The organism is Streptomyces sp. 351MFTsu5.1, assembly GCF_000383655.1.
GTDB classification, from domain to species: Bacteria; Actinomycetota; Actinomycetes; order Streptomycetales; family Streptomycetaceae; genus Streptomyces; species Streptomyces griseorubiginosus.
On sequence record NZ_KB911776.1, the window covers coordinates 54,516 to 69,532 of the forward strand.

The 15,017-nt window shown below is 69.7% G+C and carries 17 protein-coding genes and 1 pseudogene; 8 read left to right on the forward strand and 10 right to left on the reverse strand.

The window, feature by feature from the left end:
- Positions 1-554: 554 nt before the first annotated feature.
- A complete protein-coding gene (locus tag H295_RS44665; protein WP_020133987.1) occupies positions 555-1,187 on the forward strand; it encodes a hypothetical protein in 633 nt (210 codons plus the stop codon).
- A gap of 69 nt (positions 1,188-1,256) precedes the next feature.
- Here the strand turns inward: H295_RS44665 and H295_RS0103675 are convergent, their stop codons facing one another.
- On the reverse strand, positions 1,257-1,667 hold the full coding sequence (locus H295_RS0103675) for an arsenate reductase ArsC (RefSeq protein ID WP_020133988.1): 411 nt from the start codon (positions 1,665-1,667) through the stop codon (positions 1,257-1,259).
- Positions 1,668-1,798: 131 nt separating this feature from the next.
- Between H295_RS0103675 and H295_RS0103680 the strand changes: the two genes are divergently transcribed.
- The 3 genes from H295_RS0103680 (at position 1,799) to H295_RS42730 (ending at position 4,213) form a co-directional block, all read left to right on the forward strand.
- On the forward strand, positions 1,799-2,113 hold the full coding sequence (locus H295_RS0103680) for an ArsR/SmtB family transcription factor (RefSeq protein WP_020133989.1): 315 nt from the start codon (positions 1,799-1,801) through the stop codon (positions 2,111-2,113).
- 39 nt (positions 2,114-2,152) lie between these two features.
- On the forward strand, positions 2,153-2,941 hold the full coding sequence (locus tag H295_RS0103685; protein ID WP_020133990.1) for an aquaporin: 789 nt from the start codon (positions 2,153-2,155) through the stop codon (positions 2,939-2,941).
- A gap of 99 nt (positions 2,942-3,040) precedes the next feature.
- Positions 3,041-4,213, forward strand: a complete 1,173-nt coding sequence (locus H295_RS42730; protein ID WP_020133991.1) for a hypothetical protein — start codon at positions 3,041-3,043, stop codon at positions 4,211-4,213.
- A 109-nt stretch (positions 4,214-4,322) separates the two neighbouring features.
- Here H295_RS42730 and H295_RS0103695 read toward each other — a convergent pair whose 3' ends face one another.
- Positions 4,323-4,697 (reverse strand): ArsR/SmtB family transcription factor, encoded by a 375-nt coding sequence (locus H295_RS0103695; protein ID WP_020133992.1) that lies wholly within the window; start codon positions 4,695-4,697, stop codon positions 4,323-4,325.
- Between the two features lie 137 nt (positions 4,698-4,834).
- Between H295_RS0103695 and H295_RS0103700 the strand changes: the two genes are divergently transcribed.
- The 3 genes and pseudogenes from H295_RS0103700 to H295_RS0103710 form a co-directional block, all read left to right on the forward strand.
- Entirely contained in the window at positions 4,835-6,202 is a 1,368-nt protein-coding gene (locus tag H295_RS0103700) for an NAD(P)-binding domain-containing protein (protein ID WP_020133993.1), read from the forward strand.
- A 28-nt stretch (positions 6,203-6,230) separates the two neighbouring features.
- On the forward strand, positions 6,231-6,692 hold the full coding sequence (locus H295_RS0103705) for an ArsI/CadI family heavy metal resistance metalloenzyme (RefSeq protein ID WP_020133994.1): 462 nt from the start codon (positions 6,231-6,233) through the stop codon (positions 6,690-6,692).
- 7 nt (positions 6,693-6,699) lie between these two features.
- Positions 6,700-6,975: pseudogene (locus tag H295_RS0103710) on the forward strand (MFS transporter); the annotation flags it as partial.
- A 463-nt stretch (positions 6,976-7,438) separates the two neighbouring features.
- On the opposite strand, the gene H295_RS47095 reads toward H295_RS0103710, so the two are convergent.
- The 4 genes from H295_RS47095 to H295_RS0103725 all read right to left on the reverse strand — a co-directional run bounded on the left by H295_RS47095 (position 7,439) and on the right by H295_RS0103725 (position 10,186).
- Complete coding sequence (locus tag H295_RS47095; protein ID WP_158691013.1) at positions 7,439-7,669, reverse strand: hypothetical protein; 231 nt, start codon at positions 7,667-7,669, stop codon at positions 7,439-7,441.
- 367 nt (positions 7,670-8,036) lie between these two features.
- On the reverse strand, positions 8,037-8,771 hold the full coding sequence (locus tag H295_RS0103715) for a trypsin-like serine protease (protein WP_158691014.1): 735 nt from the start codon (positions 8,769-8,771) through the stop codon (positions 8,037-8,039).
- Positions 8,772-8,947: 176 nt separating this feature from the next.
- Positions 8,948-9,211: a hypothetical protein gene (locus H295_RS0103720; protein WP_020133997.1), complete on the reverse strand. Its 264-nt coding sequence runs from the start codon at positions 9,209-9,211 to the stop codon at positions 8,948-8,950.
- A gap of 195 nt (positions 9,212-9,406) precedes the next feature.
- The gene (locus H295_RS0103725; protein ID WP_020133998.1) at positions 9,407-10,186 is read right to left on the reverse strand and encodes an SDR family NAD(P)-dependent oxidoreductase; all 780 of its coding nucleotides are present in this window, start codon (positions 10,184-10,186) and stop codon (positions 9,407-9,409) included.
- A 30-nt stretch (positions 10,187-10,216) separates the two neighbouring features.
- Here H295_RS0103725 and H295_RS0103730 point away from each other — a divergent pair, with 30 nt between their 5' ends.
- Positions 10,217-11,059, forward strand: coding sequence for a DUF72 domain-containing protein (locus H295_RS0103730; RefSeq protein ID WP_020133999.1), 843 nt, complete (start codon positions 10,217-10,219; stop codon positions 11,057-11,059).
- On the opposite strand, the gene H295_RS0103735 is transcribed toward H295_RS0103730, so the two are convergent.
- The 4 genes from H295_RS0103735 to H295_RS0103750 form a co-directional block, all read right to left on the reverse strand.
- Complete coding sequence (locus H295_RS0103735) at positions 11,025-12,899, reverse strand: copper resistance CopC/CopD family protein (protein ID WP_020134000.1); 1,875 nt, start codon at positions 12,897-12,899, stop codon at positions 11,025-11,027. The two genes, H295_RS0103730 and H295_RS0103735, sit on opposite strands and share 35 nt — an antisense overlap.
- A gap of 199 nt (positions 12,900-13,098) precedes the next feature.
- Positions 13,099-13,896, reverse strand: coding sequence for an SDR family NAD(P)-dependent oxidoreductase (locus tag H295_RS0103740; RefSeq protein WP_020134001.1), 798 nt, complete (start codon positions 13,894-13,896; stop codon positions 13,099-13,101).
- Positions 13,893-14,360, reverse strand: coding sequence for a cupin domain-containing protein (locus H295_RS0103745; RefSeq protein ID WP_020134002.1), 468 nt, complete (start codon positions 14,358-14,360; stop codon positions 13,893-13,895). The genes H295_RS0103740 and H295_RS0103745 overlap by 4 nt, the downstream gene beginning before the upstream one ends.
- Positions 14,350-15,009: a GNAT family N-acetyltransferase gene (locus H295_RS0103750; protein WP_020134003.1), complete on the reverse strand. Its 660-nt coding sequence runs from the start codon at positions 15,007-15,009 to the stop codon at positions 14,350-14,352. The genes H295_RS0103745 and H295_RS0103750 overlap by 11 nt, the downstream gene beginning before the upstream one ends.
- Between the last annotated feature and the right edge of the window lie 8 nt (positions 15,010-15,017).

Consider the following 15,017-nt stretch of genomic DNA (forward strand, 5'->3'; position numbering starts at 1 on the left):
ACAGAGACGACTACGAGAGCCCGCTAGGGACGCGTGGCGGGTACGTTCGCATCGACCTCACGTGCAGCGATGGACATGGATTCGCATTTGTCATGGGCAACCACAAGGGGGCAGAGTTCGTCGGCGTCATCCCCCGAGTCTGAGCCGCTCGTTGTCCTGGTCTTTGTCCAGTGCGCCCAAGACCGCCCCCGTTCAGTGACGTACACACACTCCCTCTGACCTGCCCCTTGAACTCCTATGAACGAACCGGGACAGCCGCGCGGATAGTTGGAAAGCGTGTTGGGGGCAACCCCTCACGAGTTCGAATCTCGTATCCTCCGCCAGTGCCTCACCGGGCACGATGTCGAAGGGCCCCACCGTTCGCGGTGGGGCCCTTCGACGTGTCTGGTTGCAGTTGCTGTGATCGGGCCCGAGTGGACCTCGGCGAACAGGTGCCAGCAGTCACGCGCAGACCGTCTCGCAGTGCTCGGCAGCCCACCTCGATGTCAGTGGCCGTCGTTACCGTTGGGACTACGGAGCATTTCTGGCACGACAGAGCAGGTGAGGGGACGGTGATGAGCATTCTGCGGGCAGCGTGGGTGCCGGATGACGATCCCGAGCGGGACTGGGAGGTCGGCGCGGAGCTCGCCGTGCGTTGGGTGGAGCGCGAGGCTGCCGAGCAGGGTGCGACCGCGGTGCTCGTGCTCAATGCCTTCGGCGCGGAGCAGTCGATCCCGACACTGCGCCAATTTGCCGAGCGACACCTTGTCGCAACCCCGCGATCAGGCAGGCAGCGTGTGGGGAGCGGTGTCGGCCCTGTCCTGGCCTACGTACCGGATGCGAAGACTATGGACTTCGCCACTGGACTGGCACGGGGCTCTTCGCTTGTGGCGGTAGAAGGCGCCAATCTGTTCCCTCTGCGCGGATGGGCCGCGCAGGTTCAGGCCATCGATCTCACCCGCCCGGAGGACGAGGTCGAGGAGGTGGACGAGCGGCTCACGTCGGCGCTGGAGAGCCTGAAGTTCTACGGCAACAATGGCTACGGGCCGCCGTTCGACCGTCAGCAGGCAGCCCACGTACTCGACGACCTCCGGTCGGCTGGCCTGCTGGACCATGACGTGATCGTCGGTGCCATGGCCGCCAAAGGCATCAGCCCCGACGGGCTGAAGCGCCTTGGTCAGCTCATCAAAGCGGCTGGTGGCCGGTAACCGTCGTCCCGCCCATCAGGTCAACCGACCCCCATCAGCTCCTGGTGTCGACCGCCGAGGTCACGCCCCCTACTTGGCGTCGATCTCCGCGATCAGCGCCTCGATGCGGGACTTGATCTCGTCGCGGATTGGACGGACGGCCTCCACACCCTTGCCCGCCGGGTCCTCCAGGGCCCAGTCGAGGTACTTCTTGCCGGGGAAGATCGGGCAGGCGTCGCCGCAGCCCATGGTGATGACGTAGTCGGACGCCTGGACGGCCTCGGTGGTGAGGATCTTGGGCTTCTGGCCGGCGATGTCGACACCGACCTCCTTCATGGCCTCGACCGCGGCCGGGTTGACCTGGTCGCCCGGAATGGAGCCGGCGGATCGGACCTCGATCCGGTCGCCCGCGAGGTGGTTGAGGAATCCGGCGGCCATCTGCGAGCGCCCGGCGTTGTGGACGCAGACGAACAGGACGGAGGCGAGCGGGCTGGAGGACATCGGTTCTTCCTTCTCAAGTAGATCAAGAGGGTCGCGCGGGAGTCGGAGTGAAGCGCTCGGCAGCGAGGCCGGCGGATCGGGAGATCAGCCCATGCTGGTATCAGCCTGGAATGATGTGAAAGTATCAGCCCATGCTGACGTCAGTCGACACTGATCTGATGCGGGTTCTCTCCGACCCGCTCCGCCTCCAGATCGTCACCTTGCTGGCCAAGGAGACCCTCTGCACCACGCACCTGATCGAGGAGACGGGGGCCAAGCAGACCAACCTCTCCAACCATCTGAAGGTGCTGCGCGAGGCGGGGGTCGTGGAGACGGAGCCCTGCGGCCGGTTCACCTACTACCGGCTCAAGCCCGACGTCATCGCCTCGCTCGCCAGTCAGTTCACCGATCTCGCGGAGACCGCGCGCACCACCGCCGAGAACAACGTCAAGCGGTCCTGCCCCTGATCACCCCCGCCTGCCGGCATCCCGCACCGAGGAGTCCACTTGACCGCCACCGAGGCCACCGAGCACGACGGAGCCGGGCAGCCCTCCATAGCCCCAGCCGCTGGGCCTCAGCCTGCCCCAGGAGCCACCCCTCCCCAGGCGCCTCCGCTGCTCGCCAAGGCCGCCGCCGAACTGATCGGCACCGCGGCGCTCGTCGCGGTCGTGGTCGGCTCCGGCATCCAGGCCACCGAGCTGACGAAGGACGTCGGCCTCCAGCTCCTGGCCAACTCCACGGCCACCGTCTTCGGCCTCGGCATCCTGATCCTTCTACTCGGCCCGGTCTCCGGCGCGCACTTCAATCCCGCTGTCACGCTCGCCGAGTGGTGGACCGCTCGCCGAGGCGGCGCCGGCGTCACCGTGCGGGACGCGGCCGTCTACGTCCCCGCACAGATCGTCGGTGCGATTCTGGGGGCCATCCTGGCCGACGGGATGTTCGGCGAGCCGCTGGTCAAGTGGTCGACCCACGACCGGTCGGCTGGGCACCTGTTGCTCGGCGAGGTCGTCGCGACGGCCGGGCTGATCCTGCTGATCTTCGGCCTGGCCCGCACGGACCGCCTCCGTTTCGCCCCGGTGGCTGTGGCTTCGTACATCGGCGCCGCGTACTGGTTCACCTCGTCGACGTCCTTCGCGAACCCGGCGGTGACCATCGGCCGCGCCTTCACCGACACCTTCGCGGGCATCGCGCCGGGGTCGGTGGCGGGGTTCATCGGCATGCAGCTCGTCGGCGCGGTGGTCGGGCTGGCGCTGGTGGCCCTCATCTTCATGCCCGGGCGGGAGAATGCCGAGTGACACGTACCGTCAGAAAACGGCGGGCACTGGTGGCCGTGCGGTGCGTCTAATAGGGGACGTAACTGGCGCATACGTCCGGCGCTGCCCCTGCCGTCCGGCGTGGAGCACGGCCCGGGCGCCGAGGCGGCGGTTCACACCGCCGCCTCCACCTGGGGGCTGTCCGACTTCGTGTTCCAGTCCGCCTACGCCAGTAAGGGCTCCGGGCGGCGCGAGCTCGGCGACCGGCTGCTGCTGGCAGGCGGACGCGGTGCGGTGATCCAGGTCAAGGCACGCACGATCCAGCCCAAGGACACGGACAGCGAGGTGGCCTGGATACGGAAGGTGGCGACCAAGGCCGTACGCCAGGCCAAGGGCACCGTGCGCCAGTTGCGCATGCTGCCCGCCGACATGACCAACGGCCGCGATCGCACGCTGTCTGTCGACGGCAATGCCTACGAGTGGATCGGGGTGTTCCTGCTGGACCACGAGCAAGTACCCGAGGGCACGATCTGCTCGCTGGAGCCGATCGGTATCCCCACGATCGCCCTGACACGGCGGGACTGGGACTTCCTCTTCGACCAGCTGCGCTCCACCACCGCTGTCCTCGACTACCTCTTCCGCGCCGCCGTCGAGCCTCCCGTAGCCCTGGGAGACGAGCCCGTGCGGTACTACGAGTTCGCCGCGGCCGACGCCGAGGCACCCCCCGGCCCCCTCAACCCAGATGTCGCCGCACTCGGCGGTACCCACTTCTCCACCCCGCTGCTCCCGCACGCCCCGGTGGGATCGGACCACGCCCACCGGGTGATGCGCCTCATCATGGAGGACGTCGCCACCAGCGCCATCCGCTCGCAGGTCAGAGAAGCCAACCGGCAGCTCCTCCTCTCCGACCTGGACAAGCTGCCGGTCGGAGCGCGCGCTGAGTGGGGGCAACTGCTGCTGGACATGCTGGCCGACGTGCGCGGGATGCCTGACCACGAATCCAGGTGGCGCTGGCGCCGTTCCATCGATCCTTCCGGCACCCGCCAGCTCATCTTCGGATGCGCCACGCGCTTCGGTCCCGAGGTGGAAGCCGCCTTCCAGTCGTACGTACTGCTGCGCCACCACCAGTTGCACCAGCAGACCGGCCTGGCCGAACAGAGCTCCACCCTCGGCGTGCTGCTCACCCCGCGCACCGACGGCCGCCGACCGTGGGACACCACCCTGCTGCGCACCGAGGGCGACAACGGCCTGAGCTCCGAGGAGGTGGAGCGGTACACCCAGCTCTGGAACCCTCAGCCCGCCGAAGCCGCCTGAACGCGGTCGTGGGCGTTCAGCGGGTGGAGGGACTGCGGCACTCGATGAGCCTGGCCATGCGCTCATCGAGCCGACCCCGACGGTGGGTTCCCTCGACTGCCGGTCGCCTTCAGGCTGCGGCCGGCGCGATCGTCAGCAACTTGCCCATCGAGGCCAGCACCGAGGGCTCGACCCGGTAGTACACCCAGGTCCCGCGCCGCTCGGAGGTGAGCAGGCCGGCCTCCTTGAGCTTCTTCAGATGGTGGGAGACGGTCGGCTGGGAGACGCCGACGTCGGAGATGTCGCACACGCACGCCTCGCCACCCTCGTGTGAGGCGACCGCCGTGAACAGCCGCAGCCGCACCGGGTCACCGAGCGCCTTGAACATCCGCGCGGCCGTCTCGGCCTCCTCCGCGGAGAACGGCCGCTCGGTGAGCGACGGGCAGCACGGCGCCACTGCGTCGGACTCGGGCTCAATCAGCGGCAGCACCTTGGTGTTCGACATGCATCTATGTTGACACATGTCGAATCAGGAAGCCGAAGGGCTGCGGATTCGATGAATGTCTATGTTGACGCTTATCGATACAGGTGCCATGCTGGCGGCGCAGGACATCGACAAACGTCGAAGCAAAGGGGAACCTCGTGAACGCGCCCACCACCGACCAGCTGCCCGTCGTAGTCATCGGTGCCGGTCCCATCGGCCTGGCTGCCGCTGCCCACCTGGTCGAGCGTGGCCTCGACCCGCTGATCCTGGAAGCCGGCCTGTCCGCCGGCGCAGCGGTCCGCGGCTGGGCGCACGTCCGCCTGTTCTCCCCGTGGGCCGAGGTCACCGACCCGGCCACCGAGAAGCTCCTCGCCCCTACCGGCTGGGTGCGCCCTGACGGCACCACCTACCCCACCGGCGGCGACTGGGCCGAGCAGTACCTCCAGCCACTTGCCGACGTCCTCGGCGACAAGGTCCGATACGGCACCACGGTCACTGGCGTCGCCCGCGCGGGACGGGACCGGATCGTCGACGCCGAACGTGACGAGCAGCCCTTCACCGTGCACATCGAGCTCGCCGACGGACGCGAGGAACGGATCAGCGCCCGCGCCGTCATCGACGCCTCCGGCACCTGGTCGCTCCCCAGCCCGATCGGCGCCGACGGCCTGCCCGCCCTGGGCGAGAAGTCGGCGGCCGACCGTATCTCCTACCGCGTCCCCGACCTCAAGGACCCGGCCGTCCGCGCCCGTTACGCGGGCAAGCGCACCGCCGTCATCGGCTCCGGTGCCTCCGCCTTCACCGCCCTCGCCTACCTCGCCGACCTGGCCAAGGAAGAGCCGGGCACGCAGGCGGCATGGGTTCTGCGCCGCGGGATCGGGGCGAGCACCTTCGGCGGCGGCGAGGCTGACCAGCTCCCCGCCCGCGGCGCCCTGGGTCTGCGTGCCAAGGCCGCCGTCGAGGACGGACACGCCAGCGCGGTCACCGGCTTCCGTACACAGGCTGTGGAGCGCGACGGCGACCGGCTCGTCCTGGTCGCCGAGGACAGCCGCCGTCTGGACCCGGTCGACGAGGTGATCGTGCTGACCGGCTTCCGCCCCGACCTGTCCTTCCTCTCCGAGGTCAGGCTCGGCCTCGACGAACGCCTCCAGGCGCCGGCCGCGCTCGCTCCGCTCATCGACCCCAACGTCCACTCCTGCGGCACCGTCTACCCGCACGGCGTGGGCGAGCTGTCCCATCCGGAGCAGGACGTCTACCTGGTCGGCATGAAGTCATACGGCCGCGCTCCGACGTTCCTGGCGATAACCGGCTACGAGCAGGTCCGTTCCATCACCGCCGCCCTCGCGGGCGATCAGGAGGCCGCCGAGCGTGTCGAACTGACCCTGCCCGAGACCGGTGTGTGCGGTGGCGCGGGTCTGTACGACGACCCCGACGCCTCCCAGGGCGGCGACGGCGGCGGTTGCTGCGCCGCCCCGGCCACTCTTCAGATCGGCGTCGGCGCCCCCGCAGCCACGTCCGGCGGCTGCTGATCCCCGCGCCCACACAAGGAGGTTCACGATGTCCCGCGTACAACTCGCGCTCCGCGTCCCCGACCTGAACGCCTCCATCGCCTTCTACAGCAAGCTGTTCGGCACCGAGCCCGCCAAACTCCGCGACGGCTACGCCAACTTCGCCGTAGCCGAGCCCCCGCTCAAGCTCGTCCTGATCGAAGGCGCGACGGAAGAGACAACCCGCCTGGACCACCTCGGAGTTGAGGTCGAATCGACGGAAGCCGTCCACGTCGCCACCAGCCGCCTGAGCGAGGCGGGCCTGGCCACCACCGAGGAGAACGACACCACCTGTTGCTACGCCCTCCAGGACAAGGTCTGGGTCCACGGTCCAGGCCAGGAACCCTGGGAGGTGTACGTCGTCAAAGCCGACGCCGACACCCTCGCCAAGCAATCGGGCAGTACCTGTTGCGCCGACATGGCCGCCGACGAAACCAAGGACACCGTCCCCGCAGGCGGCAGCTGCTGCTGATCCGCCGATGACCAATGTTCACACCAGCGGGGCCGCGACCGGCGCGGGGGACCGGTCGCGGCCTCGCGCCACCCTGCCCGCCCTGTGCGCCACCCAGATCACCAGGTCGGTGACCGCCACCACCGCAGCCTTCTCCGGGGCCCTGCTGGTCCCCGCCGCCATCGGCATCGCCGTAGGCCGCATCCTCGACCGCCGAGGCCCACGCGCCGTGATGACCACCGGCTCCGTTCTGGGCGTCGCCGCGCTGCTCGTCGTCGCGTACTCGCCCAGCCTCGGGGCCTTCATTTTCAGCACCGGACCGGTGACATGGATGTACCGGGCCCGCATCCGGCCCGCGTAGGTCTTGGCGCTGGCTGGCGGGCCGGGTGTTCGGTACGTGATCCGGCTGGTACGCGCACCCGCTCTGACCTGCACCGCGAGGGGCGCTCTCCTCGGTGACAACCGGCTCCGCCCAGGTTGCGACCGCGAGAACAAGCGCACGGACCCTGTCGAGATCATCGCGCGGGTGGGTGGCGTGACGCCCTGCTCGGATCGCGAGCTGGCATGGGCCGTATTGCGGGACGGTTCGTCCGGGTGGTTGCGCGGCAGGAACGGCCGTCTCCATGACGCTCGCCACACCGCCGCGACCGTCCTCCTACCCCATGATCGAGTCGATCACGACGTCCGGGACGCCGTCCTGAACGCTACGACACCCTACTGTGGCGGATCCGCGGACAGACCTCTTTACGCAGGGGCCGTCCAGGAAGCTACGGAGAATAATGTTGGTCCAGAATTTCTGGTGCCGGCCTGTACGGTGTGGGGGGCGTATATGACGGCTTCGGCACGGCCATATGAACCGCAGTAGCTGCGATTGCAGCAAGTGCGCCAAGAATTAGTGCCGCAACCGGATTTCTTGCTTTTTGCGCCGAATCATGCAACGCCCAAACAATACCGCCACCGAAAATGATCAGGATGGCCAGGATCAAAAAAGCTTCCATGAAGACCCCCGTGCTCCGACTTATACCCTGCCAGTACCCGCGGTCGGAGATGGGGGGATTGTTCCACCGAGCAGCCCGAGCGTCAAATGGATCTAATAGACGTGGCGTAGACAGGTCCTGGCCAGGTCTTGAATGAGCCAGCTGATCTGATCCCAACAGTCACTGTATTTCACTCTTCCCATCTTGCGAGGCACGCCGCTTTCGCTACATCAATTCCCTCGCGAGGCATCGCTGCCAACCCGGTCCTCCAGGTGCCCGCGAAGTCACGTCAGCTGTGATGGGCACCGGGCTGTCCCATGAGCTGATTCGATCCTTGCCGAGCGGTGACGAGATCCGGCTCTCGGTCCGCCGGATTCGTGCATGGAAATCAGCGAGAATGGTTCTGCACCGTCTCAGTGATCCACTTGTGCAGGACACCTTGCCCGACATCACTGTAGCTTCCGCTTGTTGCGCAGTCTTGACTTTTCATGACGCCTACTTGGTACAGCTGGCCGTCGATGGTGACCATGAGAGGGCCGCCGCTGTCGCCGCCACACGGGCCGCCGCTCACAGGAATCAGCGGCCAGTTGTCCCGGTCGTACTGCACCGGGTATATCGAAACGCCCTTGAATTGCAGATGACTCGGCCATCCGGTGCTGTTCTTTCCCCATCCGGCGATCACGCCGTCGTCATACTTGGTGAAGGGTCCACCTTGGTGGCCGTCCCACCGCCAACTCTGTTCCGGCCACGCCAGCCGGATAGGCTGGACCCCGTAGACAGGGTTCTCCAGTTTCAGCAGTGCCACATCATTGTGGGCTCCCACATAGCCCGGATACTCGAAGATTTCCCCGCCTCGGTAGACCTGCCCACCGCCGCGTACACTGGCGCCGAGGCGGATCGTGAAGTTGCGGGCATCGTTTTCGCCGCCGACACAGTGCGCAGCACTGAGTACCCACTGCTGAGAAATCAGCGTGCCCGTACAGAAGCCACCGAGGGAATGCGAGATCTGGGCGACATACCCCATCGATGTGTCGGTGACGTCGTTGCCGCCCGTGATGGAGTGCGCGGATTGCGGAGCCACTACTGCAGTTCCAGCTGCAAGTAACCCAGCAGCGACGTACATGTGAAGCCTCTTGCCGCTCCCGTAATGCCTGCGCGACATGGCATCACCCCTTCTCGGCATACCGCCCCGTGCTTATGTCCAGCCGCTGCTTCTGTCCAGCCGCCCGTGTCCGACCGGCTCCGGATCCGGATCGCGGCGAGAGGGGGCTGACGGGAGGCCGCCCCCGAGGCCGGCGGTCACCGGGGCATGTCGTGGTCGAGGAGTGAGTGCGGGCAGCCGCCTCGTTTGCAGTTGCCCAGGGCACCGCCGGGCAGGAAGTCGGGGCACGGGCAGGACAGGCAGGGCTTGGTGTCGTCGGAATCGGTGTCCCAGCCGTGGGCTCTCAGACGTGCTCGTGCGGTTTCCCGGATGCCGCGCAGTTCGTCGTCGAATCTGCGGAAGTCGGCCTCGTTGTCCTCGAAGGCCTTCTTCTGGCTCACTGTCAGATCCTGCTGCTGCATGGTGCACTCCTGAGGTGAGGGTCAGGTCCGATCAACCCGGGGTCTCCCGCCCCTACGCCGCTCACCGGCGCCCACTGCCCCAAAGGCCGCCCTACACCCACGATGACCCCGCGAACGCCCGTCTGCATGTCGAACGACCCGGTGCCCGCCCGCCCCCCAGCCCCCCAGCCCCTGCACGCGGCCTGGGGCACAACCTCAATGCACCGACAACCCCCCATCCACAAAGATCGACTGCCCCGTCACATACCCCGCCGCCCCGCTCGCCAGGAACACCGCCGCGCCTGCGAAGTCCTCCGGGAGGCCGTTGCGGCCTGTCATGGTGCGGGTGGCCAGGTGGGTCACTTGTTTCGGGTCGGCTGCCAGGCGGGCGTTCAGGGGGGTCAGGACGAAGCCGGGGACCAGGGTGTTGCAGGTGACTCCGTGGGGGGACCAGGCCTCGGCCTGGGAGCGGGACAGGGATTCCAGGGCGCCCTTGGAGACGCCGTACGCGCCGCTCTGGACGAAGGCGCGGTGGGCCTGCTGGGAGGTGATGTGGATCATGCGGCCGAAGCCGCGCTCCGCCATGCCGGGGCCGAAGCGTTGGCCCAGGAGGTAGGGGGCCTCCAGGTTGACGGCCATCGTGGTGTCCCACACCTCGTCCGTGAGCTCGTTCATCGGTGGACGCAGGTTCACCCCCGCCGAGTTGACCAGGATGTCCGGCTCGCCGAACACGGCCGCGGCCGCCTCCGCCGCCGTACGCACCCCGTCCCTCGTGCTCAAGTCGCCGCTCACCCACGCCGATCGGCAGCCCGCCGCGTCCAGTTCGGCCACCACCGCTGCCAGTTCGGGTTCTCTGCGGGCCATGATCACCACGCTCGCCCCCGCCCGCGCCAACGCCCCCGCGATCGCCCTGCCGATGCCCGAGCTTCCGCCGGTCACCAGGGCCACGCGGCCGTCCAGCGAGAACAGTTGGGAGAGGTACGCCTGGGAAGTCATGGCCGCACCCTAAGTCGGTACCCGAGGTCCATGACCAACATCCTTGTCGGCACGTGCTCCTGGACCGACCCCGCGCTCGTCCGCAGTGGCTGGTACCCGCCGGGGTGGCGGGACGCGGAGAAGCGGTTGCGGTTCTACGCCGGGCGGTTTCCCGTCGTCGAGGTGGACGGCACCTTCTACGCCCTGCCCAGTGAACGCAACAGCCGGCTCTGGGTGGAGCGGACGCCCGCCGAGTTCGTGTTCGACGTGAAGGCCTACGCCGTGCTCACCGGGCACCCCGCCCGGCAGGCCGCGCTCGCCGACGTCCCGCCGGGCGAGGTGTGGGCACGGTTCGCCGCCGGGATCGAGCCGTTGCGGGAGGCCGGGCGGCTCGGCGGGGTGCTGTTCCAGTTCCCGCCGTGGTTCCGGCCGGGGGCGCGGGCCGAGCGGTTCCTGGAGGAGACCGCCGAACGGACCGCCGGGTGGCCCGTCCAGGTCGAGTTCCGGCATCCGTCCTGGTGGCAGGAGCGGCAGCAGGACCTCACCTGCGCGCTGCTGGCCAAGTACGGCTTCGCCGCCGTCGCCGTCGACATGCGCCAGGGACTGCCCGCCTCCCTGCCGCCCGTCACCCCCGTCACCTCCGACCGGCCGGCCGTCGTCCGCTTCCACGGGCGCAGCTCCTCCTGGGGCCGCGGCAGCAAGGAGGAGCGTTTCCGCTACGACTACTCGCGCGCCGAACTCGCCGAGTGGGTACCGCGGGTGCGCGCACTGGCCGAGCGGGTGGACCAGGTGCACGTCCTGTTCAACAACTGCTGCGCGACAGCCGCCGTACACGCCGCCGAGACCATGGACGACCTGCTCAGCCCACGATCCGCACCGTCTTCGTCACACTGATCTGGTCGATGTCGGACACCCTGACCGTGGCCTTCATCTGCCAGTCGCCGGCCAGCGGCAGGGTGAGGTCGTTCGTGCCCCAGTAGCCGCCCTTGTCCTTGAGCCCGGCGTCGATCGGGCCGATCTGCTTGGCCGGCAGCGTGAAGGACAACCGGAGTTCAGGGACCGTGGCGAGGCCGCCGTCGACCGCGTAGACGAGGGCCTGCACGGAGTTCTGGCCGGTGCGGCCCGGGTCGAGGGTGATCTGCACCTTCCCCGAGGCGCCGGCCACGGTGAACGGGATGTTGGTCACGGATGCGGTGGGCAGTCCGCCCGTGGCCGGACCGGCCTCGGCCGCCTCGGCCTGCGCCCGGCCGGGCAGGGTGCCGCTCAGCACGGTGCTCAGCACCAGCACCACGACACCGACGGTCACTTCGGCGAGGACGGAACGGCGCAGACCGTGCCGGTATGCCGCGTCGGCCCGCGCGTCACGGTGGGGGGTGGTGGGCATCGGCTCGACCACCACCGGCTCGGCGACCGCGGGCGCTTCGCCGTCGGCGTCCGGGGCGGCGGGCGCCGCGCCCTCGAGGTCCGCGACAGCCGACGCGCCCGTACCGGCCGAGGCCGTCGGGACACCCGCCACTGCTCCGACCCGCTCCCGCACGCTCTCCTCGACGGCCGACTTCTCCTGCGCGCCCGTGGTCGTCAGTCGTCCGGTCCACCGCCGTGACAGCCGCGCCGCCGTCAGCAGCAGGGCCACCGCGATCAGTTTGAGGACCAGGAGATGGCCGTACGTCGTGCCGGTGATCTCCTTCCAGGAGCCCAGGCCGCGCCAGGACTGGTAGACGCCCGTGACGACGAGGACGGTCACGCAGCCGAAGGCCAGCCGGGAGAAGCGGGCGACCACGGCGGGCGGGAGCTGGGCGGAGGTCCGGTGCAGGAGCGAGAGGAGGGCCGCGAGGCCGCCCAGCCAGACCGCCATCGACAGCACATGCAGCACCGCGGAGGTCATCGCCACCGGCACCTGGATCCCGGCCGAGGCGTGCTCCGCGGCGGCCCAGGTCAGCGCGAGGCCCACGGCGAGCACGGCCCCGGCCGCCTGCCACGGGCGGGACAGCCTCGACTCGCCGAGCCGCAGCAGTCGTACGACGAAGAAGTACGCGACCAGCAGCAGTGCCAGGCGGACCAGGAGGGCCTCGCCGGGGCGGGTGCTGAGCGTGCGTTCGAAGGCCTTCAGGGAGAACGCGGACGCCGGGCCCGTTCCCGCCTCGTAGGGGGCGCGCAGCACCAGCAGGAACAGGGTCGAGCCGAGCAGGGTGCCCCAGCCCGCCCACAGCAGCCTGCCCAGGCGGGCCGGCTCGGGGGGACGGCAGGCGGCGAGGAAGACCGCGGTGCCGATGAGCAGGGCCGCGGCGAGGTAGGCCAGGTAACGGCCCATGTTGAAGAGGCTCTCGGTGGCCGGGTTCTCGGTCGGGCCGGTGTCCACGAGCACGGTGGCCGGGGAGGGCTTGCCGACCGAGAAGGTGAAGGCGCCGGAGACCGGGTGACTGTCGGCCGAGACCACCCGCCAGGCCACCGTGTAGGTGCCCTGGGCGAGTTTGGGCGGCAGGGTGACGCTCGCCGTGTCCGAGCCGCCCGCCCCGTGCTCGGCCTCGCCGGTCGCGAGGCGTTTGCCCTCGGGGGTCAGGACCCGGAAGGAGTCGTCGAGCAGACCGACGGACTCGGTGAAGGTCAGGGTGATGGAGCGGGGGGCGGACTTGAGGACGGTCCCGTCCTCGGGGTCGGTGGCACGCAGGGCCGCGTGAGCCGACGCCGTTCCGCCCCCGAGGAGGAGCAGGACCAGCGCGGTGCCCAGCAGCACCAGCCCCTGAAGTCCTCGCCTTCGCCGGCCTGTGCTGCTGCGCGTACGCTCACACCTCACGTCACTACTCCGTACCTGGGCTCACGGTCTTCCCGATAGGTACGGACGCGGAGGCCGCGGCGCTCACCGGCGGCGCCGTGCGGCTCACCACACCATCCCCGCCGTCACCTTGTCGGCCCCACCAGCACCCCACCGTCCGTCACCACGCCGGCCCCACCGACACCCCGCCGTCCACCACCAGGTCGTGCCCGGTGATCCAGGACGCCAGCGGTGAGGCCAGGAACACGCACGCGTCGGCCACGTCCTCGGCGCGTCCGAGCCGGCCCAGGGGCGCCTGTCGCGTCCAGCGCTCCACGCCCTCCGGCCAGTCCCGCGCCAGTCCCTCGCGGTCGATCAGGCCGGGCGAGACGGTGTTGACGCGGATGCCGTGCGAGCCGTACTCGAGGGCCGCGGACCGTGCGTGCATCACGACCGCGGCCTTGGAGGCGGAGTAGTGGGCGTGTTCCGGCGCGGGACGGCTCGCCTCGATCGACGCGATGTGGGTCACCGACCCGCCCGGCCCCATGACCTCCGCCGCGGCCTGCGTGCACGCGAAGACGCTGGTGAGGTTGGTGTCCACGACCTCCCGCCACTGCGCCGCCGTCATCCCGGGCAGCGGCCGCGTCGGCTGCACACCCGCGTTGTTGACCAGGGCGGTCAGAGACCCGCCCCCCGCCGCGGCCGCTCCCGCCTCGGCCGCTCCCTCGGCGGCCGCCCACTCCGCCGCCACCCGCACCAGCCGCCGGCACTCCGCCTCGTCCCGCAGGTCCGCCTCCAGTACGACGGCCCGGGCGCCCATGTCCTCGATCCTGGACGCCACTTCACGGGCCGCCGCCACCGCCGTACGGCAATGGAGCGCGACCGCGGCGCCCTGCTCGGCGAAGCGCAGCGCGATGCCGCGTCCGATGCCGCCGCTCGCGCCCGTGACCAGGGCGACCTGGCCCTCCAGGAGTCTCATGGACGGCACAGTCCCGTGATCCGGGCGGCCTCGGCGGGATAACGCACCGTCAGCTCGGCCGCGTCGCCGTGCTCGTAGTCCTGGTAGGTGAAACCCGGGGCCATGGTGCAGCCGAAGAAGGTCCACGCGCCGCGGGTCCTGGCGCCCATCCAGGTGCCCGCGGGCACGGTCAGCTGGGGGCGCTGGCCGGTCCGTATGTCGGGGCCCAGGACGGGGGTCGTCGTGGTGCCGTCCGGGGCGAGGAGCAGGAGGTCCAGGGGGTCGCCGAGGTAGTGGTGCCAGATCTCGTCGCTGGGCAGGCGGTGCAGGGCGGAGTAGTCGTCCGCGGTCAGGAGCGCGACGATCGCGGTGCCGTGCGGTCGTCCGTCGGCGCGCTCCGGTCCCGCCCAGGTCTGCCGGAACAGTCCGCCCTCACGGGGGATCGGTTCCAGGCCGTAGTGGGCGACGAGGTCGTCAGGCGTCACCCGGGAAGGCTACCTCCCTTGCCAGGAAGGCCAGTTGGGCGTGCTTCTCGGGCAGGTGGACGTCGGGGAGGTCGATCTCCGGGAGGACGACCGCCTCGCCCGCCACGAATCCCTGCTTCAGGAAACGGGCGACGGCCTTCTCGTTGCGCACGTCCGGATCGACGACGACCCGCCGCCGGTCGAGGCCGAGCAGCACGTACGAGGCCACGGCGCTCAGCAGCGCCGACGACCACCCCGAGGCGGGGGCCCCGGCGGCCGCGGGCGCGAGCAGCAGGTGGACGCCGATGTCTCCGGGTCGGACCTCGTAGCAGTCGCCCACCCGGTCGGCCTCCGGCTCGTAGGTCTGGAGGAGCCCGACCGGTTCGCCGTCCTTCTGGAGGAGGTAGGCGTGGTGGGTGTCGAGGGTCTCCATGTGGGCGTAGATCTCGGCCACTTGCTCCTCGGTGAGGCCGTTCATGCCCCAGAACGCGGCCCGTTCCTCGCGCACCCAGGCGTGCACGGTGGGGGCGTCGGCGTGCGGGTCGAGACGCAGGACGCGGACGGTGCCGAAGCCGGGGACCGTCTGGGTGTGGACCGCTTCACGGGCGGGGGCGGGGGCCGCTGCGCGGGTCGGGGCGGAGGCCGCTGCGCGGGTCGGGGCGTCGGACATCGGTTTCC

Coding starts and splice junctions, on each gene's coding strand:
- H295_RS0103740 (WP_020134001.1), bottom strand. CDS start 13,896: ATGAGACTCCTGGAGGGCCAGGTCGCCCTGGTCACGGGCGCGAGCGGC.
- H295_RS0103705 (WP_020133994.1), top strand. CDS start 6,231: ATGTCCCGCGTACAACTCGCGCTCCGCGTCCCCGACCTGAACGCCTCC.
- H295_RS0103750 (WP_020134003.1), bottom strand. CDS start 15,009: ATGTCCGACGCCCCGACCCGCGCAGCGGCCTCCGCCCCGACCCGCGCA.
- H295_RS0103720 (WP_020133997.1), bottom strand. CDS start 9,211: ATGCAGCAGCAGGATCTGACAGTGAGCCAGAAGAAGGCCTTCGAGGAC.
- H295_RS0103695 (WP_020133992.1), bottom strand. CDS start 4,697: ATGTCGAACACCAAGGTGCTGCCGCTGATTGAGCCCGAGTCCGACGCA.
- H295_RS44665 (WP_020133987.1), top strand. CDS start 555: ATGAGCATTCTGCGGGCAGCGTGGGTGCCGGATGACGATCCCGAGCGG.
- H295_RS0103680 (WP_020133989.1), top strand. CDS start 1,799: ATGCTGACGTCAGTCGACACTGATCTGATGCGGGTTCTCTCCGACCCG.
- H295_RS0103730 (WP_020133999.1), top strand. CDS start 10,217: ATGACCAACATCCTTGTCGGCACGTGCTCCTGGACCGACCCCGCGCTC.
- H295_RS0103675 (WP_020133988.1), bottom strand. CDS start 1,667: ATGTCCTCCAGCCCGCTCGCCTCCGTCCTGTTCGTCTGCGTCCACAAC.
- H295_RS0103725 (WP_020133998.1), bottom strand. CDS start 10,186: ATGACTTCCCAGGCGTACCTCTCCCAACTGTTCTCGCTGGACGGCCGC.
- H295_RS47095 (WP_158691013.1), bottom strand. CDS start 7,669: ATGGAAGCTTTTTTGATCCTGGCCATCCTGATCATTTTCGGTGGCGGT.
- H295_RS0103715 (WP_158691014.1), bottom strand. CDS start 8,771: ATGTACGTCGCTGCTGGGTTACTTGCAGCTGGAACTGCAGTAGTGGCT.